This window comes from Pseudomonas sp. P42 (assembly GCF_017973755.1).
GTDB classification, from domain to species: domain Bacteria; phylum Pseudomonadota; class Gammaproteobacteria; order Pseudomonadales; family Pseudomonadaceae; genus Aquipseudomonas; species Aquipseudomonas iridis.
Genome location: NZ_JACOPU010000008.1, coordinates 209570 through 234410, shown reverse-complemented (window position 1 = coordinate 234410; position 24841 = coordinate 209570). Strand labels below are relative to the sequence as shown.

Sequence of the window (24841 nt, the reverse complement as noted above, 5' to 3'; positions counted from 1 at the left end):
CGCAGCTTTCGGCAGCTCCTACAGGGCTGTCGGAGCTGCGATTTTTTGCTTTTGGCGCCATCAGCGGAGAAACCCTATACAATGTGCGACTTTTAGCGACCCACTCTCAAGGAGCCCTAGTGAGCACGTTGCCACCCTGCCCGAAATGCAATTCCGAATACAGCTACGAAGACGGCACCCAACTGGTGTGCCCGGAGTGCGCCCACGAGTGGTCTGCCAATGGCGAAGCCGAAGCAGCCTCCGATGATGCGGTGAAGAAAGATTCGGTCGGCAACGTCCTGCAGGACGGCGACACCATCACAGTGATCAAGGACCTCAAGGTCAAAGGCACGTCGCTGGTGGTCAAGGTCGGCACCAAGGTCAAGAACATCCGTCTGTGCGATGGCGACCACGACATCGACTGCAAGATCGACGGCATAGGCCCGATGAAGCTCAAATCCGAGTTCGTCAGAAAAGTCTGAACCTGCTGTCATCCATCCCACGCCCGCCGTGGGATGGAGCTTCACACTCCCCAGCTCCCTCGTTACATCCACGCAATAGCCAAACGCCAGCCGTTTTGACCTTACGCAATCTTTACCCTGAAAAATCTACAATCCGCCAATAGGCGCTTGCTATTTGATGAATAAGAATTATTCTCATTGAAACCCTTTCAATGGAGATGAGAACCATGACTTATTTGATCGACGCCTGGCTGGATCGCCCACACCCCTACCTCAGGATCTTGCATCGTGAAACCGGGGAAGTCTGTGCGGTGCTTGAAGAAGAAGCCCTGCATGAGCTGCAGGATCAGGGTGATCTGGATGTGAGCAGCCTGAATTCCAGCGAGCCGCTGGTGCTCAAGGAGCTGGTGCGCAATCTGTTCCTGTTCTGCTACGCCCGGGCCTTGCGCCCGACGAATGAACTGCATCACAAGATAGAACTATGAAAGTCATGGAAAAAACTGTGGGAGCCAGCCTGCTGGCGATGGCATCAAAGCTATCTTGAACAAAAACCGCTCGACCCTTTCGCCAGCAGACTGGCTCCCACATTAGCCTGTCATGCAGACAGGCCAGGTCTTACAGAACGTCCAGCAGCTCGACGTCGAATACCAGAACGCTGTGCGGCGGGATGCTGCCGACGCCTTGAGCGCCGTAAGCCAGTTCGCTCGGCACGTACAGGCGCCATTTGCTGCCGGCATTCATCAGTTGCAGGGCTTCGGTCCAGCCGGCGATTACGCCGCCAACCGGGAATTCTGCTGGCTGGCCACGCTCGTAGGAGCTGTCGAACACAGTGCCGTCGATCAGGGTGCCGTGGTAGTGAGTACGCACTTGATCTTCACGGCTTGGCTTGGCGCCTTCGCCCTGCGTCAGCACTTCGAATTGCAGGCCGGAAGCCAGAGTGGTGATGCCGTCACGCTTGGCGTTTTCAGCCAGGAATGCCAGACCTTCGCCAGCCGCTGCTTCAGCCTTGGCAGCTGCTTCGGCTTGCATGATCTCGCGGATCACTTTGAAGCTGGCGGACATTTCTTCCTGACCCACACGGCTTTCCTTACCGGCGAAAGCGTCGGTCAGACCGGCCAGAATGGCGTCAAGGCTGACACCTGGTGGCGGGTTGTCGCGCAGCTGGTCACCCAGCTGACGGCCGATACCGTAGCTGACGCGAGTTTCGTCGGTGGACAGATTTACTTCGGACATGACACTGCTCCGCTGTGCGGACGACCAACAGACGTGCCGTGCGTACACAGCGCGTCCCGGCGCGCCCGGAACCAAAAGGGCGAGCAGACTAGCACAGATGCCTTGGCGTTTGGGGCGCCGGGTCTACAGTGCGGACCGCCAGGCGAGCGGCACTTTCAGACTTTCCTCGCCACTGGCGCCGAGGCCACACATTTCATCATGTACCGAGGTGTGTACGAGGTTGAATGGCAACACCGGGAAGCTATGCAGCACATCCCGGGCATGTTCGACCGAGCGTAGCGTCAACATCTGCCCTTGCGGATTGCTGAGCGGATACGCCGCTCCACGCATACGCGCTTCGAGCAGGTAAATGCCACCTTCCATGGAGATCAGGTTCAGCTCATCGACCTTGCCGGCGATGGCATACGCGTTCAACTCTTGCAGGTTCATGAACACACCTCACGCAGGGCGAGCCAGTAGGTCTACAGGGATATGCCTGCGGGCAAAAAAGCACAAGCCACAAACGACACCGCCCGTCTGTTTCGCAACAGACGGGCGGTTTTGTTGCAGTCAAGGACTGATCAGTGCTTGGTGAGCTTATCCAGATAACCCATGGCAAATGCCGAAATCACAAACGTCATGTGGATGATCACGTACCACATCAGGTGCTCGGGATCGACGTTCTTGGCGTCCATGAAAATGCGCAGCAAGTGGATCGAGGAAATCGCCACGATCGAGGCTGCCACTTTCATCTTCAGCGACGAGGAGTCCATGGTGCCCAGCCAGCTGAGCTTCTCTTTGCCCTCGTCGATGTCCAGTTGCGAGACGAAGTTCTCGTAGCCGGAAATCATCACCATCACCAGCAGGCCGCCGACCAGCGCCATGTCGATCAGCGACAGCAGGACCAGAATCAGATCCGACTCGGCCATCGAGAAGACGTTGGGGAGGATGTGGAAAACTTCCTGGAAAAATTTCAGTGCCAACGCCAGGAGTCCGAGAGACAGCCCGATGTAGATCGGCGCCAGCAGCCAGCGCGTGGCATACATTGCATTTTCGATAAAGCGTTCCATTGAATCTCACACAAGGGGGGTTGTAATGGGTGGCGAGTATACCAGCCCGCTGTGACAGCCAGAAACCGCCTGAAAATCCGCGACCCGCGCGCCTGTGCGGCATTTTTTTCTGCTAGTGTCCAAACCATTGACGGCCCAGCGAAAGCGGACAGGAAAAGTGGAAATGGATGTGCGATTGCCGATAACGATTGCCGGAATTTGCTTCACCCTGCTCCTTGGCGGCTGCTCGCAAGGTGACGAAAAGCGCACCGTCAGCCTTGAAGAAAAAACCGCAAAATTCGAACAGTCACTGGACGCCATCACCGATCCGAAGCTCAAGGACGCCGTCACCGAACTCGGCGGTTCGCTGCTGTTGCTCGAACGCGCACAGCTCAAGCTCGACAGCAATCCGGCACAAACCGAATACGGCGAAGACGCCCTCGGCGTGCTCAAGCACTACCCTACCCCGCAAGCGCTGGTTGATACGTTCATCAAGGGTCTGTTCGTGCTGCACAAAGATGCCAGCTCCGATTACCTCACCGATCTGCAACCGGTTTTTCCTTTCAACCTGAACATCCCCGGTGGTTTCCTGTTCCCGCATGGCGTGGAATGGCAGTCGGTAACGTTGAGCAACAAGCGCGTCATTGCTTATCAGCCGGAATGGTCGGAAACCGATCCGGGCATCCAGCTCAGCCCGTCCAGCTCCAACGTTACCAATCCCGATGACCTGACCGTGACCTACCCGTTCATCGATGGTCTTGGGGTGGACAAAAAAACCTTGCCGCAACCGGTGAGCCTGCAAGGCCAGGTCGAAGTCATCGCGCCGCGCCGCTTGTACAGTTTCGACCTGACGCAGAAAGATGTCGGTCAGACCCGCACCAACGACAATCTCAGCGTCAAACTGCTCAAGCTTGAAAAGAACTACGCCGAAGTCGAATTCAGCAACAACCTGCCCCTGGCCCCGGAAGTCGCTGACGCCCAGCTCAATCCGCTGATCGTTCAAGCACGTGATGGCACTGGTCAATACCTGGTGCGTGCCGGTTCGATCAACGAAAGTCCTGAGCAGGTTAACTTTTACCAAAAGCAACTGACGCACCTGCAACAGCAAAAAACCTGGAGCGACGCGCTGGAAAAGCAGCTCAGTGCCGACCAACTGGCGTTCGAGCAACAACACCCGCGCCGCTACAACAAGGTCTACTTCAATGGCCCGATCGAGACGCTGGAAGTCAGCCTGCTGGATTTTTCCTCGGTAACCGTGACACGCAAAGCGCTGGATCTGCCAATTCGCACCTTCAGCCCACACACTATGGAAAAAACAATCCAGCCATTGGACTTGCCGATTGTGGTGTATGACGATCTGGCCGCGAACTGGCTCAAAGGCGCGAGCCTGACCGAGGATCAGTTGAAGGCAGGCGTGCGTATTCAACAATCGGTGGAGGACTCGAGCGCTGCGCGCATCGAGTTTTCTCACCGCCGCACCTTCAACGACGAACTGCTCGGGGACGACTTCAGCCCTGGGGTCAGCCCGGTGACGTTCTTCACCGAAAAGCGCAGCGGCAAACTCGATGAACCGATCGAGTTACCGCCCGAGGCTTATCAGGTCGATCCACTGCGAGCGACGATCACCTACGATTTGAACCTGTTCCCGGATACGCCGGCGATTGCCGTCGGCTCAATGCCGCTGTTTCTAGCCTCGGTCGAGAAAAAAACCTACGACGCCAAGTCTTTGCCCAAAGGTCTGGAGATCAGGAACAACACGCTGGTGGTCGACTTGAAGCTATTTCCTGCCGATGAATGGCGGTTCTTCGTCAAGGACGACAGCGGCAAATACCTCAAGCAGATTCTCTCGGTCAGCCACGATGCGAGCGCAGAAGGCCCGGCGCTGTTTGGCGTGCACTACTTCTATGGCCGTCCTACCCACGTGGAAACCTATCAGCGAACCAACCTCTCCACCGTGCAATACGGCTTTGAGGTCAAGCTCGACAAGGCGCAGATGCCTGACACCGCGCCCTAACCGTTGAGGCTACGGCCGCGCCCGCCGTTGATCTGCCGAAGCTGGGCCTGCAGGTGCAGGCTCCAGATCTGCGGGTCGTCGGCCAGTTCATAGCCATGCAACGTCAGACTTTCAACGATGGTGTCGAGAATCGACTCGGCGGCAATCGGGCCGTGGAACGGACCCTGGGCTTTGATGGCGGAAGGTTGTTCGCCGGCCATGCCGGCAGCGAAGAGCAGCGTCCACATGCCGTTATCGCCGGCCAACGGTTTGATGGCACATTCGATACGGGTCACGAGACCCAGGCATTGACGGGTGAGGCAGAGGTTGCGCGACATGGCGGCGACCCTCGGTGAAGCCGGTATTCAGCCCTCTCGGGAGGACTGGCTCGATCCAGTGATACTGTCGATATCCTTGAGCTGAGAATAGAAGAAAAGTCCGCCGCGCAAGCCTTATGAAACCAGAATGCGCCGAATGGTCATTGTGTGAATATTGGCGTCAGAGTGATGGCACTTTTCACGAAGATCAGCGCAAAAATCAATCTGGAAAAACACTGTGGGAGCGAGCCCGCTCGCGAATGCGAAGTGTCAGGCAACTTAATCGTCGTCTGATACAGCGCTTTCGCGAGCAGGCTCGCTCCCACAGATTTACTGCATGAAGGCTCAGGCAGGTTTGGCTTCTACCAATGCCTCCTGCGCCAATTCCTTCTCGGCTTCCTTGAGGTCGTCTTCGCTGATCATCTCGGCAATATCGCGCAGGCGTTCCACCACTCGCGCATTGATGCTGCCCTCAGGGAATTCACCATCGGCATTCGGCTCACCGGCCGGTTCACCGACCAGCAGGCTCAACGCTTCGTCGGCCTGACGCACCGCGTACACGTGGAATTGCCCTGCGCGCACTGCCGCCAGCACTTTCTCATCGAGCATCAACGTAGCGACGTTGGCCTGCGGAATGATCGCGCCCTGCTCGCCGGTCAGGCCGCGCGCTTCGCAGAGGCGGAAGAAGCCTTCGATCTTCTCGTTGACCCCGCCCACCGCCTGCACTTCACCGAACTGGTTGATCGAACCGGTGATCGCGAAGCATTGCTTGAGCGGGGTTTTCGACAACGCCGAAATCAGCGTGCACGCCTCGCCCAGCGACGCACTGTCGCCGTCGACGTAACCATAGGATTGCTCCAGTGCGATGCTCGCGGAAATCGCCAGCGGGAATTCCTGGGCGTAACGGCTGCCCAGATACCCGGTGAGGATCATCACGCCTTTGGAGTGGATCGGCTGACCAAGGTTGACCTCACGCTCGATGTCGACGATACCGCTGCCGCCCGGGTACACCGTGGCGGAAATCCGCGCCGGCACACCGAATGCCGAGTCACCGACTTCAAGCACGGTCAGCCCGTTGCACTTGCCGACCGCCGCGCCATCGGTGTCGATCAGGATGATCCCGGCGAGCATGTCATCGAGAATCCGCGCCGACACGCGCCCGGTGCGGGTGGCCTTGGCTTTCAGGGCGCGCTCGATGTGACCGGCATCGGTCATTTCATCACCGGCCAGATGCCGGATGAAATCAGCCTCGCTGACCAGTTGGAACAGATCACCGATGCGCGCCGACAAACGTCCCTGGTGTTCGGCCAGACGTGCACTGTAAGTTGCCAGACGCGCGACCGCATCGGCCGTCAGCGGCGCCATGCCTTCTTCCGAAGTACGGGTTTTCAGCAGCTGGGCGAATTGCTCCAGGCTTTCGTCGACCATCGGGATGTCTTCATCGAAGTCGACCAGAACGCGGAACATCTCCTGGAAGTCCGGATCAAGGTCCTGCAGCGTGTAGTACAGCGACCGCGCGCCGATGATGATGACTTTGACCTGCAACGGGATGTGCTGCGGGTTGAGGGTCACGGTGGCGAAGCGGCCCATCTCGCCCAGCGGCGATTCCATTTTCAGCTTGCGCGATTGCAGGGCGCGTTTGAGCGCATCCCACACGAACGGCTCGCTGAGCATTTTTTCCGCTTCAAGAATCAGGAAACCACCGTTGGCGCGGTGCAAGGCACCCGGACGCAACTGGCGATAGGTGGTGTAAAGCGCGCCTTGATCAGTGGTGTACTCGATGCGACCGAACAGGTTTTCGTACGTCGGGTGCGGTTCGAAAACCACCGGCGCGCCACCGCTGACCGGATGACCGACCACCAGACTCGGCGCGTATTGTTCTTCCAGCAGTTTGCGGGCGACGGCGTCGGTCTTGCTGTCGTCGACCAGTTGCTCGACCACGGTTTTCAGCAGGTACACCTGCATCGCTTGCAGGTAACCGCAGACCGCTGCGTTCTCCGCGTACTTCTCGGACAACGGCGACAGCAATGGCTGCAAGGCCAGGGTGATGGTTTCTTCATTGAGCGAACGCAGCTGATTGTTCGACTCGCGCTTCCACTGCGGCAGGCTGGCGAGTTCTTCGTTCAGGCGCTCTTCGAGACCGGAAATGTCTTCGTGGAAACGCTCGCGATCGGCTTCCGGCAACTGGGCGAATTCAGCTTCATCCAGCGCTTTGCCGTCGAGCATCGGTGTGAAGGCGATGTTGCTGCTGTCGCGATACAAGGCAACGTCTTTTTCCAGGGCCAGACGCTCGATGATGTCGAGGGCCTTGTCGTAGCGCTGGTTGAAGGCGCGGTCGATGGCGCTTTTCTTTTGCTGGTAGGACGGGTGCTCGAAGACCGCCGGAAAAGTCGCCAGCAGGTTGTCGATCAAGCCGTTGATGTCACCGATGAACGCGCCGGCAGTGCCCGATGGCAACTCCAGTGCGCGCGGTTCGCGCGGTTCATCGAAATTATTCACATAGACCCAGTCCGCCGGGGTCTGCAGGCGCTTGCCTTCGGCCTTCAGGTAGCGTTTGACGAACGAGAAGCGACCGGTACCGGGCTCGCCCATGACAAAGACGTTGTAACCGGGGCGTGGCATGGCCACACCGAACTGCAAGGCTTCGACCGCACGTTCCTGGCCGAGCACACCGCGAAAGGGCTCCAGATCATTGGTGGTAGTGAAGCTGAACTGTTCAGCGGAAAACGGACGGGTCAGCGCTTCGGGCGCTAGACGCAAGCTGGCAGCAACAGGATCAGGCATCGGGCTTCCTTAACAATCAGGCGGGGCAGATAGCGGCATTCTGGCGCTGCCTGTACCCCACTGGCAAGGCGCGCCATGTGACAAAGCATAGACAAACGCCCGTCCCGTGACCCGCCCCCTTGAAACCGGGGTTTATTCCAAATATTTTGCAAAAACTCACGGAACCCCAGGAACGTGCCTAAACTCCAAACTGCGCGGCTGGAACTAATACCGGCCCACTGGCACCGTCAGGAGCCAGAACCCTGTCCATTGGTATGCACATAAAGAGATAAAAGCTATGAAACGGATTCTTCTCGGTACTCTCTTCACCGCTGTATCCATCAACGCAATGGCGCAAGCTCCAGGCGGCCCGGATTGCGGTTGGGGCAACATGCTGTTCGAAGGTCAGCGTGGCACCCCGGCTCACTTCCTGGCATCCACCACCAACGGCACTTCCGGTAACGCCACGTTTGGTATGACCTCCGGCACCAACGGTTGCTCGACCAACGCGTCGCTGACCTATGGCGGCAAATCCTGGTTTGCCATGAATGGCATGATGAACGAGCTGTCTGAAGACATGGCCAAGGGCAACGGCGAAGCGCTGACGACCTATGCCGTGGTACTGGGCGTGGCGCCGGAAGACCGTGCGCACTTCGCTGCGGTGACTCACGAGCACTTCCAGCAGATCTTCAGCAAGGCTGACGTGACCGCTGAAGACGTGCATACCAACACCCTGTCCGTGCTGAAATCAGACCCACGTCTGGCCAAGTACGCAACGCAGGCTTAAGCTCGACCCTGCCCGCTTCCTTCGGGGAGCGGGTTTTTATTTTTTCGGCCCGTCCCTCCTTGGGCTTTTGTTTTTTTCCTGTTTAAGTTGCCGACTATGCTCAAACGTCTTGCCTGGCTGGCGCTCTGTGTCTGCGCCCCGCTGTCCGCCGCGCCAAACATCGACCCTCAACGTTTGCAGCAACTGGCCAATGACCGTTTCTGGATTTCCCTCGGTCATTACGAAACCGCCAAGCTTGGCGGCTGGCGCAGCTATGTCAGCGACAAGAAATTCTTTCTCGCGCCCGATGGCAATGAACACCCCGACCGTGAGCTGGCCGCCACCGTGCAAGCGTTGTACGCCCCGGCCAGTCTCGGTGAGCAGCACGCGCAATGCGTTTATCCGGCCCGCACCCGTTGGTTGAAAACGCAGCTCAACCTGAGCGACCTGCCGATGCCGGCGTGCGCCGAATACAAAAAGTGGTTCAAGGACGTCTCGCCGCACAGCGCGGTGATGATCTTCCCGGCAGCGTATCTCAACAGCCCGTCGTCGATGTTCGGCCACACCCTGCTGCGTATCGATCAGGCTGACGTGCAAAGCGACAAGACCTCGCTGCTCAGTTACGCGATCAACTTCGGCGCCTACATCGAAGGTTCGGACAACAGCATTCTTTACGCCTGGAAAGGCTTGATGGGCGGCTATCCGGGGCTGTTTGCGCTGGTGCCGTATCAGGAAAAACTCTCCGAATACCGCAGCCTGGAAAACCGCGACTTGTGGGAGTACCGGCTCAACCTGACGCAAGAAGAAACCGCGCGCATGGTCGAGCATGTGTGGGAGTTGAAGCAGATCCAGTTCGACTATTTCTTCTTCGACGAAAACTGCTCCTACCGTCTGCTCGAACTGCTGCAAGTGGCCCGGCCGAGCCTGCGCCTGACCGAACAATTCCCGCTGACCGCAATCCCTACTGACACGGTCAAAGCCGTTAAAGAAGCGGGTCTGGTAGAAAGCATCGAATACCGCCCGTCCCGTGAACGCGAATTGCTCAGCCGCGCCGAACCGTTGACTGACGAAGAACAGCAATGGGTGCTGAAAGTCAGCGCCGAGCAGCAGGTGTTGCAGGAACCGGCCTTCAAGGCCCTGCCCCGCGCCCGGCAAGCGCTGATCATCGACGCCGCGTATCGACTGGAGCGCTACCGCGCCAACGGTCAGGAACGTGATCCGCAACGGGCGCAGCGCAGCTTTGAACTGCTTCGGGCGATCAACAAGAACCCGGCACCGGAGCTGGAAATTCCTCGTCCCGGTCTGCCGGAGGATGGCCACGAGTCGCGCACCTGGCAGGCCGGCCTCGGTACTCGCGGCGACCGTGCGTTCGCCGAGTACGGCTTGCGCATGGCGTATCACGACCTCAACGACAACGCCGAAAGTTTCCCGCTCGGTGCGCAAATCGAAATCCTGCAGATGAAGCTGCGCCAGTACGAAGGCAATCACTGGCAGTTCCAGCAACTGGATCTGGCGACCATTCGCTCACTGACGCCACGTAACGAGTTGCTGCAGCCGCTGTCGTGGCAAGTCACGGGCGGACTTGAGCGCGTGCCGGGCAAGCATGATGACGAAACCCTGGTCAGCCACGTCAATGGCGGCGGTGGCGGTACGTGGCAATTGGGTGAAGATGTGCTCGGTTTTGCCCTCGGCACGGTGCGCGTCGAACACAACAATGACTTCGCCGAGTTCGTTTCCCCCGCCGGCGGTTTCAATACCGGCGTACTGTGGAAAAACCCGCTGGGCAACCTGAGCCTGGAGGCCAAGGGTGATTACTTCATCAATGGCGAAGTGCGTCGCAGCCTCAGCCTGAATCAGCAGTGGGAGCTGTCGCGTAACCTGGGTTTACGCCTGAGTGCGCAGCGCGAGTTCAGTCATGTGGCAACACCTGAGACAGAGGTGATGCTTGAGGTGAAGTGGTATCACTACTAAAAGATCGCAGCCTGCGGCAGCTCCTACAGGGGCAAATGCATTCCAAGTGTAGGAGCTGCCGCAGGCTGCGATCTTTTGATCTTTCTTTCACACCCCATCAACGAATCCCCTTCTAGACTCACCCCATAAGCCGTGTGACGGCTCGGGAGAGTGCGATGTGGCGGTGTGTGGTTTCGCTGGGTGTTTTGTTATTGCTGAGCGGTTGCCAGACCACTCACGAGGATTTGATCGCCAAGGGTTATCCACCGGCCTTTGCCGACGGGTTTGATGACGGTTGCGTCAGCGGCCGACAAGCCGCCGGATCGATCAGCGGCGAGTTTCGCAAGAATGTGCCGCGCTATCTCAAGGACAAGCAATACGCCGAGGGCTGGACCGACGGTTTCCGCCAGTGTCAGGCGATGCTGGAAAACAAGGATCGCAACGACTATCGCAACGAGCACTGGGACGAGCGCGAGCGCGCCTGGCAGCAGCAGAAGGATCAGGGCGCCGCGCGGGCCTATCGCTCGCAATAGGTCGTTTGCAGACATCCGATGAAACCAAATCCCTGCGAGCATGGCCCAACCCATTAACGGGGAGGACACCATGAGCCGTGCTTTCGTCAACGAAGACAACGCCGCCGCGCAAGCCGATCAGCCAGTCGAACGGCAGGTCAGCGCGCAGCCCAATTACGTCACACAGCAAGGTCTGCAACAGTTGCAGGTGAAAGTCGCCGAGCTGCAAGCCTTGCACGCCGAGCAAACGGCAAAAGGTGAACAGGCCGACAAACAACGTCAGGCCGATCTCGAACGAGACTTGCGTTATTTCAATCAGCGCCTCGGCAGCGCACAAGTCGCCGTCGCCGCGACGTCTACCGACAAAGTGCAAATCGGCAGTTGGGTGACCTACGCCGACGAACACGACACCGAACGCCGCGTGCAACTGGTCGGTGAGGATCAGGCCGACGCAGCCAAAGGCCTGATCAATTGGGGCTCCCCGTTGGGCCGGGCCCTGCTTGGCGCCCGGCTCAATGACGAGGTGCTATGGCAGCGCCCCGCCGGCGATCAAATGATTGAAGTGATTCGCATCGAGCCGAATCAGACCACACCCTGAGCGAGCATCGCGTCGGCGACTTTGACGAAACCTGCGATGTTCGCGCCTTTGACGTAGTTGATCCGCCCGTTCTCTTCGCCGTAATGCACACAGGCGTGGTGGATCGACTGCATGATCGCGTGCAACTTGCTGTCCACCTCGCCCGCCGTCCACAACAGGCGCATGGCGTTCTGCGACATTTCCAGACCGCTGACGGCCACGCCGCCCGCATTGGATGCCTTGCCCGGCGCGAACAGAATCCCCGCCTCGATGAAGATATCCACAGCCTCCAGAGTGGTCGGCATGTTCGCGCCTTCGGCCACACACACGCAGCCGTTGCGCAGCAGCAAGCGGGCGGATTCGGCGTCGAGTTCGTTTTGCGTGGCGCACGGTAGCGCTATGTCGCAGGCCAGCGACCAAGGCAACTGACCGGCGCGGAACTCCAGGTTGTAGGCTGCCGCCAATTCGCTGATCCGTCCGCGTTTGACGTTTTTCAGTTCCAGCAGCGCCAGCCACTGTTCTTCGCTCAACCCGCCTTCGCAATACAACGTGCCTTCGGAGTCGGACAGGGAAATCACCTTGCCGCCCAGATCCATGACCTTGCGCGCGGCGTATTGCGCAACATTGCCGGAACCGGAGATCGCCACGCGTTTGCCTTCAACGGTCTGCTGGCGGCGCTTGAGCATCTCTTCAGCGAAATACACGCAGCCAAAACCGGTGGCTTCCGGGCGAATCAGGCTGCCGCCGTACGTCATGCCCTTACCGGTCAGCACGCTGGTGAACTGGTTGCTCAGGCGCTTGTACTGACCGAACAGGAATCCGATCTCCCGCGCACCGACGCCGATGTCGCCGGCCGGCACGTCAACATCAGCACCGATATGGCGATACAGCTCGCTCATGAACGCCTGGCAGAACCGCATGACTTCGGCGTCGCTCTTGCCCTTCGGATTGAAGTCCGAGCCGCCCTTGCCGCCGCCCATTGGCAACGAGGTGAGCGAGTTCTTGAAAGTCTGCTCGAAGGCGAGAAACTTCAGCACGCCCATGTTCACCGATGGGTGGAAACGCAAGCCACCCTTGTACGGTCCGATGGCGCTGTTCATCTGGATACGGAAACCGCGATTGACCTGGACCTTGCCCTGATCGTCGACCCACGACACGCGAAACACCACCGCCCGCTCCGGCTCACAGATGCGCTCCAGAATCCCCGAGGTGAGGTAACGCGGATTGGCCTCAAGAAACGGCCACAGACTGCGCAGGACTTCTTCGACAGCCTGGTGGAATTCGGGTTGATCCGGGTCGCGTTGTTTCAGGCGTGCGAGGAAGGATTCGACGGATTCGATCATGGAAAAAGTCTCGGCAAATTTATTATCGTTGGAAGAAATTGAGCCGGACTGTAGCAAACGAAATGCGCACAGGAACAGCGCAAGATGTCGCAGATATGAAATTAAATGGTGCACAGGATATAAATCAGAGCGTTTTTGAACCGTTTTTGCCCCCGAATGGGGAGGCGAAATCCAAGTGATGCACCAACAGTTACACCCCAATCGCTGGCAAGCCAGCTCCCACAGTTTCAGCAGTGCTCACCTATTCCGGGCACATCACAAATCCTGTGGGAGCTGGCTTGCCAGCGATGAATCCACCTCGGTACCCTCGAAAAAATCAAAGCAAAAAAAACGGAGCCCGAAGGCTCCGCTTTTTCATGCAACCAACCCGAATCAGGCCAGTTTTTTGTGGCGTACCCGGTGTGGCTGGGCCGCTGCTTCGCCGAGGCGCTTTTTGCGGTCGGCTTCGTACTCGGTGTAGTTACCTTCGAAGAAGATCGCTTGCGAGTCGTCTTCGTACGCCAGGATGTGGGTCGCGACGCGGTCAAGGAACCACCGATCGTGAGAGATCACAATCGCGGCGCCCGGGAAGTCCAGCAGGGCCTCTTCCAGCGAACGCAGGGTTTCAACGTCGAGGTCGTTGGACGGTTCGTCGAGCAGCAGGACGTTGCCGCCCTCTTTCAGAGTCAGCGCCAGGTGCAGGCGACCGCGCTCACCGCCGGACAGGTCCTTGACGAACTTCTGCTGATCGCCACCCTTGAAGTTGAAGCGACCGACATAGGTACGCGACGGGATCTCGTAGTTGCCGATGCGGATCTGGTCAGAACCGTCGGAGATCTGCTGGAACACGGTTTTGCTGCCATCGAGGTCTTCGCGGCTCTGGTCGACGCACGCCAGTTGCACGGTTTCGCCGACTTCGATGCTGCCCGAATCCGGTGTCTCCTTGCCCATAAGCATGCGGAACAGGGTCGATTTACCGGCACCGTTACCGCCGATTACGCCGACAATGGCGCCCTTCGGCATCGAGAACGACAGGTTGTCGATCAACACGCGATCGCCGTAGCCCTTGGAAACGTTCTTGAATTCGATGACCTTGTCGCCCAGACGCGGGCCGGCCGGGATGTAGATCTCGTTGGTTTCCGAACGCTTCTGGAATTCCTGCGATTGCATTTCTTCGAAGCGTTGCAGACGAGCCTTGGATTTCGACTGGCGGGCCTTGGCGCCTTTGCGCACCCACTCCAGTTCTTCTTTCATGGCTTTTTCGTGAGCCGACTGCTGTTTGGATTCGGCAGCCAGACGATCGGACTTGGCTTCAAGCCAACCCGAATAGTTGCCTTCGTAAGGAATGCCCGCGCCGCGGTCGAGTTCCAGAATCCAGCCAGCAACGTTGTCCAGGAAGTAACGGTCGTGCGTGATCGCAACCACGGTACCCGGGAAGTCGTGCAGGAAGTGCTCCAGCCACGCCACGGAGTCAGCGTCCAGGTGGTTGGTCGGTTCGTCGAGCAGCAACATGTCCGGAGCGGACAGCAGCAGACGACACAGGGCCACACGACGTTTTTCACCACCGGAGAGGAATTCGACCTTGGCGTCCCAGGCCGGCAGACGCAGCGCGTCGGCGGCGACTTCCAGTTGACGGTCCAGGTTATGGCCGTCGCTGGCTTGCAGGATCGCTTCGAGCTTGGCCTGTTCGGCAGCCAGTTTGTCGAAGTCGGCATCTTCTTCAGCGTAAGCCGCGTAGACCTCGTCCAGGCGTGCCTGGGCGTTCTTGATCACGCTGACCGCTTCCTCGACCACTTCACGCACGGTCTTGGTCGGATCAAGTTGCGGCTCTTGCGGCAGATAACCGATATTCAGGTCCGGCATCGGACGGGCTTCGCCTTCAAACTCGGTGTCGACGCCTGCCATGATTTTCAGCAGCGTGGACTTACCCGAACCGTTGAGGCCGAGCACGCCGATCTTGGCGCCGGGGAAGAAGGACAGCGAAATGTTTTTGAGGATTTCCCGCTTCGGCGGAACAACTTTGCCCAGCCGATGCATGGTGAAGACGTATTGAGCCATGGAGAACCTTGGGTCAGTGACAGATGAATGATTGGAGCGCAGGCGATGCCCGGCCAGACCGATGCGCGTCGTTCACTTGATAGTCATCAATGCGTGCGCGCAGAAAAAGTCTGATTGTAGGAGCTGGAACGCTCCCGCGTAACCGGCAAAGCTACCTTAATGATAGAAGGCAGTCCACCCGTTAGGGGCTGGCACTTCGCCACAACTCAAGGCATGCTAGCCGCCCTTCGGGCGTCCGGCTTATAGTGCATGTCGCGCCAGTCCAGCCAGACCGCAGGATTACAGCTTGTCCAATGTCACTCCGCCAGCCTCTGTGAGCAGCACCCAACCGGCGCCAGGCTCGCCCCTGCGCGGAACATTAAAGGGTGCGCTGGCGACACTCGTGCTTTTGCTGTTGGCATTGCTGTTCTGGCAATTGCTCGACCAATTGCGCGAAACCCAGAAAAACCAGCGCCAGTACACCATCGATTACACCGCCGACCTCGCCTCGCAGGTTAGCCTGAACATGGCGCTGAACGCGCAAATCGCGCTCAATCTGCTACCGATCGTCGAACAGCCGCAGTCAGCCGACGAACAGCAGGCGTTGCTGCGCAAGCTCCAGCAATCGCTGCCCGGTCTGCGCAGCATGGCGCTGCTCAGTCCGTCCGGCAGAATCATCAGTGACAGCGCAGCGGACAGTTCCGACGCCGACTACCTGACTGAACTGGTGCGCCGAAGCCGCTCCCAGGCGCATTACTTCAGCAACGCGGACGACGGTTCTCTGGTGCATTTGCTGCTGCATCAGGCCAGCGGCAACACGCGCGGCTACTGGGTCTTGCGCCTGGCGCCGATCTTCTTCGACTCGCTGACCAAACAAAGTGAAACCGGCCTGCGTCCACTGTGGCTGGTGGAAAACCGTCTCAACCATCAGATCATCAGCCGCGATGAGGCACCGTCGTCGGCCAGGCCTGGCGTGCTGAGCCCGGATGATCTGGCCAACACCGTGCTCACTGTGCCGCTGAGCAGCAGCGACTGGCAGTTGCGCGGCCTGTTCGACCGTCGACGTGTGCTTGAAGAGTTGCTGCCGGCGTTCATCGGCAAATGCTTGCTGGGCCTGGCCTTCTCGATGCTGCCGGTGATTGCGCTGCTGAACATGCGCCGCCGTCAGCGCCAACTGCATGAGGGTCGTCGCCGGTATCAGGACATTTTCGAGGGCACCGGCGTGGCCCTCTGCGTGCTCGACCTGTCCGGTCTCAAGCAATTTTTCGACAAGGTGCAGATCCAGACCAGCGACCAGCTCAAGGCCTGGCTCGATCAGCCGCAACAGCGCCAGCAATTGCTCCAGGAACTGCGCGTCACCGAGGTCAATCAGGTGGCGCTGCAACTGCTCAACGTCAATTCCTGTGACGACGCCTGGCAACTGTTGATCGACGGCCATCCGCACCGTCACTGCGCGATCGGCCATCAGATTCTGGATGCCGTGCTGCAGCAGCAAAAGCAGCTGGAACTGGAAATCAAACTGCCCGACATCAATGGTCGTGACCAGCATCTGTGGATGGTGCTGCGCCTCCCCACCGAGCAGCATGACTACAAAGCCGTGATCCTCAGCATCAACGACATCACTAGCCGCAAACTGATCGAACTGTCGCTGCTGGAACGCGAAGGTTTCTGGTCCGACGTGGTGCGTACTGTGCCGGATCACCTGTACGTGCAGGATGTGATCAGCCAGCGGATGATTTTCAGCAACCACCACCTCGGCCAGACACTCGGTTACAACCGCAGCGAACTGCATCAGATGGGCGAGTATTTCTGGGAAATCCTGCTGCACCCCGAAGATGCCGACTATTACCACCGCTCGCGGCAGATGCAGCGCCACGCCGGTTACAGCCAGTTGCTGCAATGTCAGTTGCGCTTCCGCCATCGCGACGGCGAATGGCGGCGCTTCGATATCCGTGAACAGGCACTGGCCCGCGACAAGCACGATCAGGTCACGCGGATCATCGGGGTGGCCAAGGACATCACCGAGCAGATCGAGGCCAGCGAATCCCTGCGCGACAGCGAGCAGCGCTATCGCATGCTCGCCGAAAGCATCAGCGACGTGATCTTCTCCACCGACAGCAAGCTGTCGCTGAACTACGTCAGCCCCTCGGTGCAAGCGGTGCTGGGTTATGACGTCGAGTGGATTTTTCAGAACGGCTGGCAATCGACCATCGCCAACCCGCAGCAACTGAATGGCATCCACGCCCTGATGGATCGGGTCAGCAAGGCTTTGGACAAACCCGAGCAACTGGCGCTGTTGCGCAATCAGGTCCAGACCCAGCTGTTCCTGTTCGACTGCCTGCGCGCCGACGGCCGCAAGATCCCGATCGAGTTGCGCCTGGTGCTGGTGTGGGACGAACACGGTGCGTTCGAAGGCGTGCTTGGCGTAGGACGCGACATCAGCCAGCAGCGCCGCGCCGAAAAAGACCTGCGCATGGCCGCCACGGTTTTCGAACATTCGACTTCGGCGATCCTGATCACCGATCCGGCCGGTTACATCGTCCAGGCCAACGAAGCCTTCAGCCGGGTCAGCGGTTACGCGGTGGCCGAAGTCCTCGACCAGTTGCCGAACATGCTCACCGTCGACGAACAACAGGACGCACACCTGCGTTACGTGCTCAAGCAATTGCATCAGCACAGCACGTGGGAAGGCGAGGTCTGGCTCAAGCGCCGAAACGGCGAGCATTACCCGGCGTGGGTCGGCATCACCGCGGTGCTCGATGACGAGGGCGATCTGGCCAGTTACGTGTGCTTCTTCAGTGACATTAGCGAGCGCAAGGCCAGCGAGCAGCGGATTCACCGCCTCGCCTACTACGACGCCCTGACCCATCTGCCGAACCGCACGCTGTTCCAGGATCGTCTGCACACCGCGCTGCAATCGGCCGACCGGCAGAAGTCGTGGGTGGTGCTGATGTTCCTCGACCTCGACCGTTTCAAGCCGATCAACGACTCCCTCGGCCACGCGGCCGGCGACCGCATGCTGAAAGACATGGCCACACGTCTGCTGGCCTGCGTCGACGATGACGACACCGTGGCGCGCATGGGCGGCGATGAATTCACCTTGCTGCTGCAACATCGTTCCAGCCGCGAACTGGCGCTGAACCGGGCGATTCATGTCGCCGAGCAGATTCTCGCCAGTCTGGTGCGGCCGTTCGTGCTCGAAGGTCGTGAGTTCTTTGTCACCGCCAGTATCGGCATCGCCCTCAGCCCGCAGGACGGCAACGAACTGAGCCAGTTGATGAAGAACGCCGACACCGCGATGTACCACGCCAAGGAGCGTGGCAAAAACAACTTCCAGTTCTATCAGGCCGACATGAACGCCAGTGCACTGGAGCGTCTGGAGCTGGAAAGCGACCTGCGCCATGCCTTGGAACAAGACGAATTTGTCCTGTATTACCAACCGCAATTCAGCGGCGACGGCAAACGTCTGACCGGTGCCGAAGCCCTGCTGCGCTGGCGTCATCCGCGTCGCGGACTGGTGCCGCCGGGAGATTTCATTCCGGTGCTGGAAGAGCTCGGGCTGGTGGTCGATGTCGGCGACTGGGTGATCAGCGAGGCGTGCCGTCAGCTCAAGACCTGGCACCAGAACCGTGTGCGCGTGCCGAAGGTGTCGGTGAACATCTCGGCGCGGCAGTTCTCCGACGGCCAGCTCGGTACGCGGATCGCCACGATCCTGCGCGAAACCGGTCTGCCACCGGCCTGTCTGGAGCTGGAATTGACCGAAAGCATTCTGATGCGTGAAGTCAGCGAAGCGATGCAGATCCTCGCCGGCCTGAAAAACCTCGGCCTGAGCATCGCGGTCGATGACTTCGGCACCGGTTACTCATCGCTGAACTACCTCAAGCAGTTCCCGATCGACGTGCTGAAAATCGACCGTACCTTCGTCGATGGCCTGCCGTCAGGCGAGCAAGACGCGCAGATCGCCCGTGCGATCATCGCCATGGCTCACAGCCTAAATCTGGCGGTGATTGCCGAGGGCGTGGAAACCCATGAACAACTGGACTTCCTGCGTGAGCATGGCTGCGATGAGGTTCAGGGGTATCTGTTCGGGCGACCAATGCCGGCGGGACGGTTTGAGGCGCAGTTCAGCAATGATGCGCTGTTCATGTTCGACTGAGTTTTTGGGGTGAGGCTCCTGGCCTCATCGCTGGCAAGCCAGCTCCCACAGCGATTGATATCGATCACACAACCCAGCGGCCACCCCGGTTACTGTGGGAGCTGGCTTGCCAGCGATGGGGCCAGCAAAAGCACCGCACATCTGTGATGAGCGCCACTTGTCTGCGACATGATGTCGTTTCATATGCCATCCAAAAGCGGTTGGGTTAGAATGCCCCCCTTTTCTGCCCCCGATCCTTGAGGACCGCCATGTTCAGCCGTGATTTGACTATTGCCAAGTACGACGCCGATCTCTTTGCCGCCATGGAGCAAGAAGCCGTGCGCCAGGAAGAGCACATCGAGCTGATCGCTTCGGAAAACTACACCAGCCCAGCGGTGATGGAAGCTCAAGGCTCGGTATTGACCAACAAGTACGCCGAAGGTTATCCGGGCAAGCGCTACTACGGTGGTTGCGAGTACGTCGATATCGTTGAGCAACTGGCCATCGACCGCGCCAAAGAACTGTTCGGTGCCGACTACGCCAACGTTCAGCCGCACGCCGGTTCGCAAGCCAACAGCGCCGTTTACCTGGCCCTGCTGTCGGCCGGTGACACCATTCTGGGCATGAGCCTGGCCCATGGTGGTCACCTGACCCACGGCGCCAGCGTTTCCTCCTCCGGCAAGCTGTACAACGCTATCCAGTACGGCATCGACGCCAACGGCCTGATCGACTACGACGAAGTCGAGCGTCTGGCGGTTGAGCACAAGCCGAAAATGATCGTGGCCGGTTTCTCTGCCTACTCGCAGATCCTGGACTTCCCGCGTTTCCGCGAAATCGCTGACAAGGTTGGCGCTTACCTGTTCGTCGACATGGCTCACGTGGCCGGTCTGGTTGCCGCGGGCGTTTACCCGAACCCGGTGCCTTTCGCTGACGTCGTGACCACCACCACGCACAAGACCCTGCGCGGTCCACGTGGCGGCCTGATACTGGCTCGCGCCAACGCCGACATCGAGAAGAAGCTCAACTCCGCCGTATTCCCGGGCGCCCAGGGTGGCCCGCTGGAGCACGTGATTGCCGCCAAAGCGATCTGCTTCAAGGAAGCGCTGCAGCCTGAGTTCAAGACTTACCAGCAACAAGTGGTGAAAAACGCCCAGGCCATGGCCAGCGTGTTCATCGAGCGCGGTTTCGACGTGGTTTCCGGCGGTACTGAAAACCACCTGTTCCTGCTGTCGCTGATCAAGCAGGAAATCTCCGGTAAAGACGCCGACGCCGCTCTGGGCAAAGCGTTCATCACCGTGAACAAGAACTCCGTGCCAAACGATCCACGCTCGCCGTTCGTAACTTCCGGCCTGCGCTTCGGTACTCCGGCTGTGACCACTCGTGGCTTCAAGGAAGCAGAGTGCAAAGAGCTGGCCGGCTGGATCTGCGACATCCTGGCAGATCTTTCCAATGAAGCGGTGATCGACGCCGTTCGTGAGAAAGTCAAAGCCATCTGCAAGAAACTGCCGGTATACGGCGCTTAATTGCGACGCTAAACCCGCAGCATGAAAAACCGGCCAAGTGATTGGCCGGTTTTTTTTCGCCTGAAATATTTTCAAACGCCTGAACCGCTCAAGAATGGGACTCACCGCTCAACTGGTCAGACCGGTCATGCCAATTCGTCATTTTTCACTTGCGATTGATAAAAAACAGCGCCTAGACTGCACTCGCACTGGACATACCGGTAAGACCACAATAATTAAGTCCTGAATCTGATACGCCCCGCGTACGGCAGCCAGGACACCGACCAGGATTTCTCCCATGCTCAGATGGTGCTCGCGTTCAATCTTCCTCCAAGTGGTTCTCGGACTGGTGCTCGGCATCGTCTGTGGGCTGACCCTTCCGGAATACTCGGCCCAGCTCAAACCGCTCGGCGACGGTTTCATCAAACTGATCAAGATGCTCATCGGCCTGATCGTGTTCTGCGTAGTGGTCAGCGGCATCAGTGGCGCGGGCGACCTGAAGAAGGTCGGCCGGATTGGTCTCAAGTCGGTTATTTACTTTGAAGTGCTGACCACCATCGCGCTGGTGATCGGTCTGGTATTCGCCTTCAGCACCGGCATCGGCAGCGGTGCGAATATCCACCTGGAGCAATTGTCCACGGCCGACATGGGCGATCTGGCCGAGCGCGGCCAGCACATGCACACCACCACGCAGTTCCTCATGGACCTGATCCCGACATCGGTGATCGGCGCCTTTGCCGAGAACAACATTCTGCAAGTGCTGCTGTTCTCGGTACTGTTCGGCAGCGCTTTGAATCTGGTCGGCGAAGCGGCCTCCGGCATATCGCGACTGATCAACGAACTGAGCCATGTGATCTTCCGGATCATGGGCATGATCGTGCGTCTGGCACCGATCGGCGTGTTCGGCGCCATCGCCTTCACCACCAGCAAATACGGCATCGATTCCCTGCAACATCTGGGCAGCCTGGTCGGCTTGTTCTACCTGACCTGCATCGCGTTCGTCAGCGTGATTCTGGGCCTGGTGATGCGTGCGTCCGGCCTGCGGATGTGGCCGCTGCTCAAGTACCTGCGCGAAGAACTGCTGATCGTCATGGGCACCGCGTCCTCGGATGCCGTGTTGCCACAGATCATGCGCAAACTTGAACACCTGGGCATCGGCAGTTCGACCGTCGGGCTGGTGATCCCCACCGGTTATTCGTTCAACCTCGACGGCTTCTCGATCTACCTGACGCTGGCCATCGTCTTCATCGCCAACGCCACCGGCACGCCTTTGGCCATGACTGATTTGCTGACGATTCTGCTGGTGTCGCTGATTACCTCCAAAGGCGCCCACGGTATTCCCGGTTCGGCCTTGGTGATTCTCGCGGCGACGCTGACGGCAATCCCGGCGATTCCGGTGGTCGGCCTGGTGTTGGTGCTGGCGGTGGACTGGTTCATGGGCATCGGCCGCGCGCTGACCAACCTGATCGGCAATTGCGTCGCCACCGTGGCCATTGCCCGTTGGGAAAAGGACATTGATGTGCAGCGAGCCAATAAAGTACTCAGCGGTCAGCAGGGCTACACCTTTCAACCGCGTAAAACAGCAACTCCGGCGCACCAGCAGGAGTTCTGATTTCAACCCTGTGGGAGGTGCCGCAGGCGTCGATCCTTTGTTCGTCGTCTGCGGCCGCCCTCACAGGCACATGGAGCAAGACAAGTGATTACCACATCCACCGTCGTCAACTCAGTCGTAGAAAAACTCCGCGCCGCACTCGCCCGTGGTCAGTGGCGCTCCGGCGACATGTTGCCGGGCCAGCGCGAACTGGCCGAACAACTGGGTATCAGCCGCCCAAGCCTGCGCGAAGCAGTGATCGTCCTGGAAACCCTCGGCCTCGTCCGCTCAATGCCCGGCAAAGGTGTGGTGGTGCTCGACGCGCAACTCAGCGACAGCCAGAGCCACGACAGCGCGGTGGCCGGCGCCAGTCTCGAAGACGTGCTGCAACTGCGCTACACCCTTGAACCGTTCATTGTCGGCCTGGTGGCGCAGTCGATCAGCAGCAAGGAAGTCGGCCAGTTGCGCCTGACCCTGATGGACATGCGCGAAGCCCTTGAAGCCGGCGACAGCGAAGCCGGAGTCAGCGCCTACGTTGCCTTCCATGAAGAGCTGTTCACCCTGACTTCAAACCCGATTTTCCAGAGTGTGGTGCAGCAGACCAGCAACGCCCTCAAGCAAAGCGCCGAGGTGCTGCGCAACTCCCCGGAACATCTGGCCGAACGGCTGGAAGAAAACGAAGCCGTGGTCCGTGCGATCCGCAGTAAGAACAGCGCGCAGGCCAGCGCTGAAATGCGCCGGCACATTCTGCGTGAGGCGCAGCGGATGGGCATCGAGATGAACATTCCGGACGACCACTTGAGCAACTGAAATATTTCACACTGGAGACCGGCCATGAACAGCCTTGCCTCGCCGTCGCACCCTCGCCAGATGTCTGCCGCCCTGCCCTTCTCCCGCCTGCGCGCGCCGGATGATGATCTGTATCCGCGACTGTTCGACGCGATTCTGGAGCAGCGCATCGACCCGAGCAGCCGCTTCACCGAAGACAGTCTCAAGCAGATGTTCGGCGCCAGCCGCGCAGATGTTCGCCGGGTGCTGACGCAGCTGTGCAACGAACACGTCATCGTATTGCGCACCAATCATCGGCCACGGGTGGCCGAGCCGGACGCGGAACAGAATCGACAGACGTTGCATGCGCGGCGACTGGCTGAAAACACGCTCGTGCGCCTGGCGTGCCAGCGCCCACAGGCTGACGGCTTGAAACGTCTACGAGCGCTGATCGAGCGTGAACGGCAGGCTGTGGAGCAGGATCGGCGGGGCGCGGCGATTCGCTTGTCCGGGGAGTTTCATCTGCAATTGGCGCGGATGGCGGGGAATGCACCGTTGGCGCATTTTCTTGGCAGTCTGGTGCCGCTGACGTCACTGGCCATTGCGCGGTGTGGCGGGACTACGCACAACTGTTGCGCGTGGCAGGAGCATTTGGCACTGGTTGAGGCGGTGGAGTGTGGGGATGCTTGCAGAGCCAGCATGCTGATGAATCAACATCTGGATCATCTGGAGGACACCCTCCTGTATTCCGTCAATGACCGCTGCGTCGTCGGCTAGATCGCCATCGCGGGCAAGCCCGCTCCCACAGTGGTCAAGATGCCGACAGCATTCATGACCGACGCTTGACCTGTAGGAGCGGGCTTGCCCGCGATAGCGTCATCACTGACGCTGAAGATCCATCAGCTCGCCACCACTTTGGCAAACCCCGCCCGAATCTTCCCTTCCGGCAAATCATCGGCAATAAACACAATCACACTCTCGCGTTTCTCACCCTCGCCCCATTCGGTGTCCCAGTCGAAACCGTAGAGTTTCAGCACGCCCTGAAACACCAACCGGCGATCCTCCCCGGCAATGTTCAGCACGCCTTTGTAACGCAGCAATTGCTTGCCATGTTCTTCCAGCAGTTCATTCATGAACTCACTGAGCTGATCGATATCCAGCGGCTGATCGGTGCGCAGTACCAGGCTTGAGATGCGATCGATCGAAGGTGCTTTGCTCACCGGGCGCAGACTCAGGCCACCACCGAGATCGGCATTGAGGTTGAAGCCGCGCACATCCAGCAGTTCGGCCAGATCGATGTTGCCATGCTCGACCACGCGGATCGGCGCACGCCGGTTGATTCGGGTCAGACGTTCGCTCAGCGCGGTGAACGCGGCTTCGTCCACCAGATCGGTCTTGCTCACCAGCAAACGGTCGGCAAAACCGATTTGCGCCTGGGCGATGGTCTGGGTCAGGTGCACGTCGGCGTGAGCTGCGTCGACCAGGGTGATGATGCCGTCGAGCAAGTAACGCTCGCGCAATTCTTCGTCGATGAAAAAGGTCTGCGCGACCGGTGCCGGATCGGCCAGACCGGTACACTCGATGACCAGACGATCGAAGGCGATCTCGCCGCTGTCCAGGCGTTCAAGCAGCAGGTACAGAGCCTTGGTCAGATCAGTGTGGATGGTGCAGCAGACGCAGCCATTGGCCAGGGTCATGACCTGCACCGGCTCGTCGCCCAGCAACTGGGTGTCGATACCGGCATCGCTGAATTCGTTCTCGATGACGGCGATTTTCAGGCCGTGCTCGGCTTTCAGGATATGGCGCAGCAACGTGGTCTTGCCGGCGCCGAGAAAACCGCTGAGCACCGTGACAGGAATGGGAGAGGACAAACGCTTTCTCCTTCACAAAATGAATGAACAACACAA

At 59.2% G+C, this 24841-nt stretch carries 20 protein-coding genes; 12 read left to right on the top strand and 8 right to left on the bottom strand.

The window, feature by feature from the left end:
• Positions 1–119: 119 nt before the first annotated feature.
• The gene (locus H8B20_RS25200; RefSeq protein WP_042561151.1) at positions 120–461 is read left to right on the top strand and encodes a zinc ribbon domain-containing protein YjdM; all 342 of its coding nucleotides are present in this window, start codon (positions 120–122) and stop codon (positions 459–461) included.
• A gap of 206 nt (positions 462–667) precedes the next feature.
• A complete protein-coding gene (locus H8B20_RS25195; protein WP_150602192.1) occupies positions 668–925 on the top strand; it encodes a PA4570 family protein in 258 nt (85 codons plus the stop codon).
• 130 nt (positions 926–1055) lie between these two features.
• On the opposite strand, the gene H8B20_RS25190 is transcribed toward H8B20_RS25195, so the two are convergent.
• The 3 genes from H8B20_RS25190 to H8B20_RS25180 form a co-directional block, all read right to left on the bottom strand.
• Positions 1056–1673 carry a BamJ family beta-barrel-assembly machinery protein gene (locus tag H8B20_RS25190; protein ID WP_042561153.1) on the bottom strand — a complete coding sequence of 206 codons (618 nt, stop codon included), beginning with the start codon at positions 1671–1673 and terminating at the stop codon, positions 1056–1058.
• A gap of 123 nt (positions 1674–1796) precedes the next feature.
• Positions 1797–2102, bottom strand: coding sequence for a DUF6482 family protein (locus tag H8B20_RS25185; RefSeq protein ID WP_042561154.1), 306 nt, complete (start codon positions 2100–2102; stop codon positions 1797–1799).
• 131 nt (positions 2103–2233) lie between these two features.
• Entirely contained in the window at positions 2234–2722 is a 489-nt protein-coding gene (locus H8B20_RS25180) for a TIGR00645 family protein (protein WP_042561155.1), read from the bottom strand.
• A 163-nt stretch (positions 2723–2885) separates the two neighbouring features.
• Here H8B20_RS25180 and H8B20_RS25175 point away from each other — a divergent pair, with 163 nt between their 5' ends.
• Complete coding sequence (locus H8B20_RS25175) at positions 2886–4715, top strand: hypothetical protein (protein ID WP_210624918.1); 1830 nt, start codon at positions 2886–2888, stop codon at positions 4713–4715.
• Here the strand turns inward: H8B20_RS25175 and H8B20_RS25170 are convergent.
• Both H8B20_RS25170 and H8B20_RS25165 read right to left on the bottom strand, forming a co-directional pair.
• Positions 4712–5032 (bottom strand): PA4575 family protein, encoded by a 321-nt coding sequence (locus H8B20_RS25170; protein WP_042561157.1) that lies wholly within the window; start codon positions 5030–5032, stop codon positions 4712–4714. The genes H8B20_RS25175 and H8B20_RS25170 overlap by 4 nt on opposite strands.
• 324 nt (positions 5033–5356) lie before the next feature.
• Positions 5357–7795 (bottom strand): Lon protease family protein, encoded by a 2439-nt coding sequence (locus H8B20_RS25165; RefSeq protein WP_047303324.1) that lies wholly within the window; start codon positions 7793–7795, stop codon positions 5357–5359.
• A gap of 277 nt (positions 7796–8072) precedes the next feature.
• On the opposite strand from H8B20_RS25165, the gene H8B20_RS25160 reads away from it, so the two are divergent.
• The 4 genes from H8B20_RS25160 (at position 8073) to H8B20_RS25145 (ending at position 11600) form a co-directional block, all read left to right on the top strand.
• A complete protein-coding gene (locus H8B20_RS25160; protein ID WP_042561159.1) occupies positions 8073–8561 on the top strand; it encodes a DUF3015 domain-containing protein in 489 nt (162 codons plus the stop codon).
• 96 nt (positions 8562–8657) lie between these two features.
• Positions 8658–10511 (top strand): Lnb N-terminal periplasmic domain-containing protein, encoded by a 1854-nt coding sequence (locus tag H8B20_RS25155; RefSeq protein ID WP_210624917.1) that lies wholly within the window; start codon positions 8658–8660, stop codon positions 10509–10511.
• Positions 10512–10666: 155 nt separating this feature from the next.
• Positions 10667–11023 carry a hypothetical protein gene (locus H8B20_RS25150; protein WP_042561161.1) on the top strand — a complete coding sequence of 119 codons (357 nt, stop codon included), beginning with the start codon at positions 10667–10669 and terminating at the stop codon, positions 11021–11023.
• Between the two features lie 70 nt (positions 11024–11093).
• Positions 11094–11600, top strand: coding sequence for a GreA/GreB family elongation factor (locus tag H8B20_RS25145; protein ID WP_210624916.1), 507 nt, complete (start codon positions 11094–11096; stop codon positions 11598–11600).
• On the opposite strand, the gene gdhA is transcribed toward H8B20_RS25145, so the two are convergent.
• Together gdhA and ettA are read right to left on the bottom strand one after the other, a co-directional pair.
• Positions 11585–12922 carry an NADP-specific glutamate dehydrogenase gene (gdhA, locus tag H8B20_RS25140; RefSeq protein WP_210624915.1) on the bottom strand — a complete coding sequence of 446 codons (1338 nt, stop codon included), beginning with the start codon at positions 12920–12922 and terminating at the stop codon, positions 11585–11587. The two genes, H8B20_RS25145 and gdhA, sit on opposite strands and share 16 nt — an antisense overlap.
• 372 nt (positions 12923–13294) lie before the next feature.
• A complete protein-coding gene (ettA, locus tag H8B20_RS25135) occupies positions 13295–14959 on the bottom strand; it encodes an energy-dependent translational throttle protein EttA (protein ID WP_042561164.1) in 1665 nt (554 codons plus the stop codon).
• A gap of 286 nt (positions 14960–15245) precedes the next feature.
• Between ettA and morA the strand changes: the two genes are divergently transcribed.
• The 5 genes from morA (at position 15246) to H8B20_RS25110 (ending at position 23711) form a co-directional block, all read left to right on the top strand.
• A complete protein-coding gene (gene morA, locus H8B20_RS25130; RefSeq protein ID WP_115146539.1) occupies positions 15246–19094 on the top strand; it encodes a cyclic di-GMP receptor MorA in 3849 nt (1282 codons plus the stop codon).
• Between the two features lie 248 nt (positions 19095–19342).
• Entirely contained in the window at positions 19343–20596 is a 1254-nt protein-coding gene (gene glyA / locus H8B20_RS25125; RefSeq protein ID WP_210624914.1) for a serine hydroxymethyltransferase, read from the top strand.
• 277 nt (positions 20597–20873) lie between these two features.
• Positions 20874–22187: a C4-dicarboxylate transporter DctA gene (locus H8B20_RS25120; RefSeq protein ID WP_150602183.1), complete on the top strand. Its 1314-nt coding sequence runs from the start codon at positions 20874–20876 to the stop codon at positions 22185–22187.
• 84 nt (positions 22188–22271) lie between these two features.
• Complete coding sequence (locus H8B20_RS25115) at positions 22272–22976, top strand: FadR/GntR family transcriptional regulator (protein WP_150688161.1); 705 nt, start codon at positions 22272–22274, stop codon at positions 22974–22976.
• 24 nt (positions 22977–23000) lie between these two features.
• Positions 23001–23711, top strand: coding sequence for a GntR family transcriptional regulator (locus H8B20_RS25110; RefSeq protein ID WP_210624913.1), 711 nt, complete (start codon positions 23001–23003; stop codon positions 23709–23711).
• A 122-nt stretch (positions 23712–23833) separates the two neighbouring features.
• Here the strand turns inward: H8B20_RS25110 and yjiA are convergent, their stop codons facing one another.
• Entirely contained in the window at positions 23834–24805 is a 972-nt protein-coding gene (gene yjiA / locus H8B20_RS25105) for a GTPase (RefSeq protein ID WP_210624912.1), read from the bottom strand.
• Positions 24806–24841: the final 36 nt, after the last annotated feature.

Excerpts from the sequence above, each read along its gene's own strand:
- H8B20_RS25150 (WP_042561161.1), top strand. The coding sequence starts at position 10,667 with ATGTGGCGGTGTGTGGTTTCGCTGGGTGTTTTGTTATTGCTGAGCGGT.
- H8B20_RS25180 (WP_042561155.1), bottom strand. The coding sequence starts at position 2,722 with ATGGAACGCTTTATCGAAAATGCAATGTATGCCACGCGCTGGCTGCTG.
- H8B20_RS25165 (WP_047303324.1), bottom strand. The coding sequence starts at position 7,795 with ATGCCTGATCCTGTTGCTGCCAGCTTGCGTCTAGCGCCCGAAGCGCTG.
- H8B20_RS25190 (WP_042561153.1), bottom strand. The coding sequence starts at position 1,673 with ATGTCCGAAGTAAATCTGTCCACCGACGAAACTCGCGTCAGCTACGGT.
- H8B20_RS25160 (WP_042561159.1), top strand. The coding sequence starts at position 8,073 with ATGAAACGGATTCTTCTCGGTACTCTCTTCACCGCTGTATCCATCAAC.
- gdhA (WP_210624915.1), bottom strand. The coding sequence starts at position 12,922 with ATGATCGAATCCGTCGAATCCTTCCTCGCACGCCTGAAACAACGCGAC.
- H8B20_RS25185 (WP_042561154.1), bottom strand. The coding sequence starts at position 2,102 with ATGAACCTGCAAGAGTTGAACGCGTATGCCATCGCCGGCAAGGTCGAT.
- H8B20_RS25170 (WP_042561157.1), bottom strand. The coding sequence starts at position 5,032 with ATGTCGCGCAACCTCTGCCTCACCCGTCAATGCCTGGGTCTCGTGACC.
- H8B20_RS25145 (WP_210624916.1), top strand. The coding sequence starts at position 11,094 with ATGAGCCGTGCTTTCGTCAACGAAGACAACGCCGCCGCGCAAGCCGAT.
- ettA (WP_042561164.1), bottom strand. The coding sequence starts at position 14,959 with ATGGCTCAATACGTCTTCACCATGCATCGGCTGGGCAAAGTTGTTCCG.
- H8B20_RS25175 (WP_210624918.1), top strand. The coding sequence starts at position 2,886 with ATGGATGTGCGATTGCCGATAACGATTGCCGGAATTTGCTTCACCCTG.
- glyA (WP_210624914.1), top strand. The coding sequence starts at position 19,343 with ATGTTCAGCCGTGATTTGACTATTGCCAAGTACGACGCCGATCTCTTT.
- H8B20_RS25195 (WP_150602192.1), top strand. The coding sequence starts at position 668 with ATGACTTATTTGATCGACGCCTGGCTGGATCGCCCACACCCCTACCTC.
- H8B20_RS25155 (WP_210624917.1), top strand. The coding sequence starts at position 8,658 with ATGCTCAAACGTCTTGCCTGGCTGGCGCTCTGTGTCTGCGCCCCGCTG.
- H8B20_RS25110 (WP_210624913.1), top strand. The coding sequence starts at position 23,001 with ATGAACAGCCTTGCCTCGCCGTCGCACCCTCGCCAGATGTCTGCCGCC.
- H8B20_RS25120 (WP_150602183.1), top strand. The coding sequence starts at position 20,874 with ATGCTCAGATGGTGCTCGCGTTCAATCTTCCTCCAAGTGGTTCTCGGA.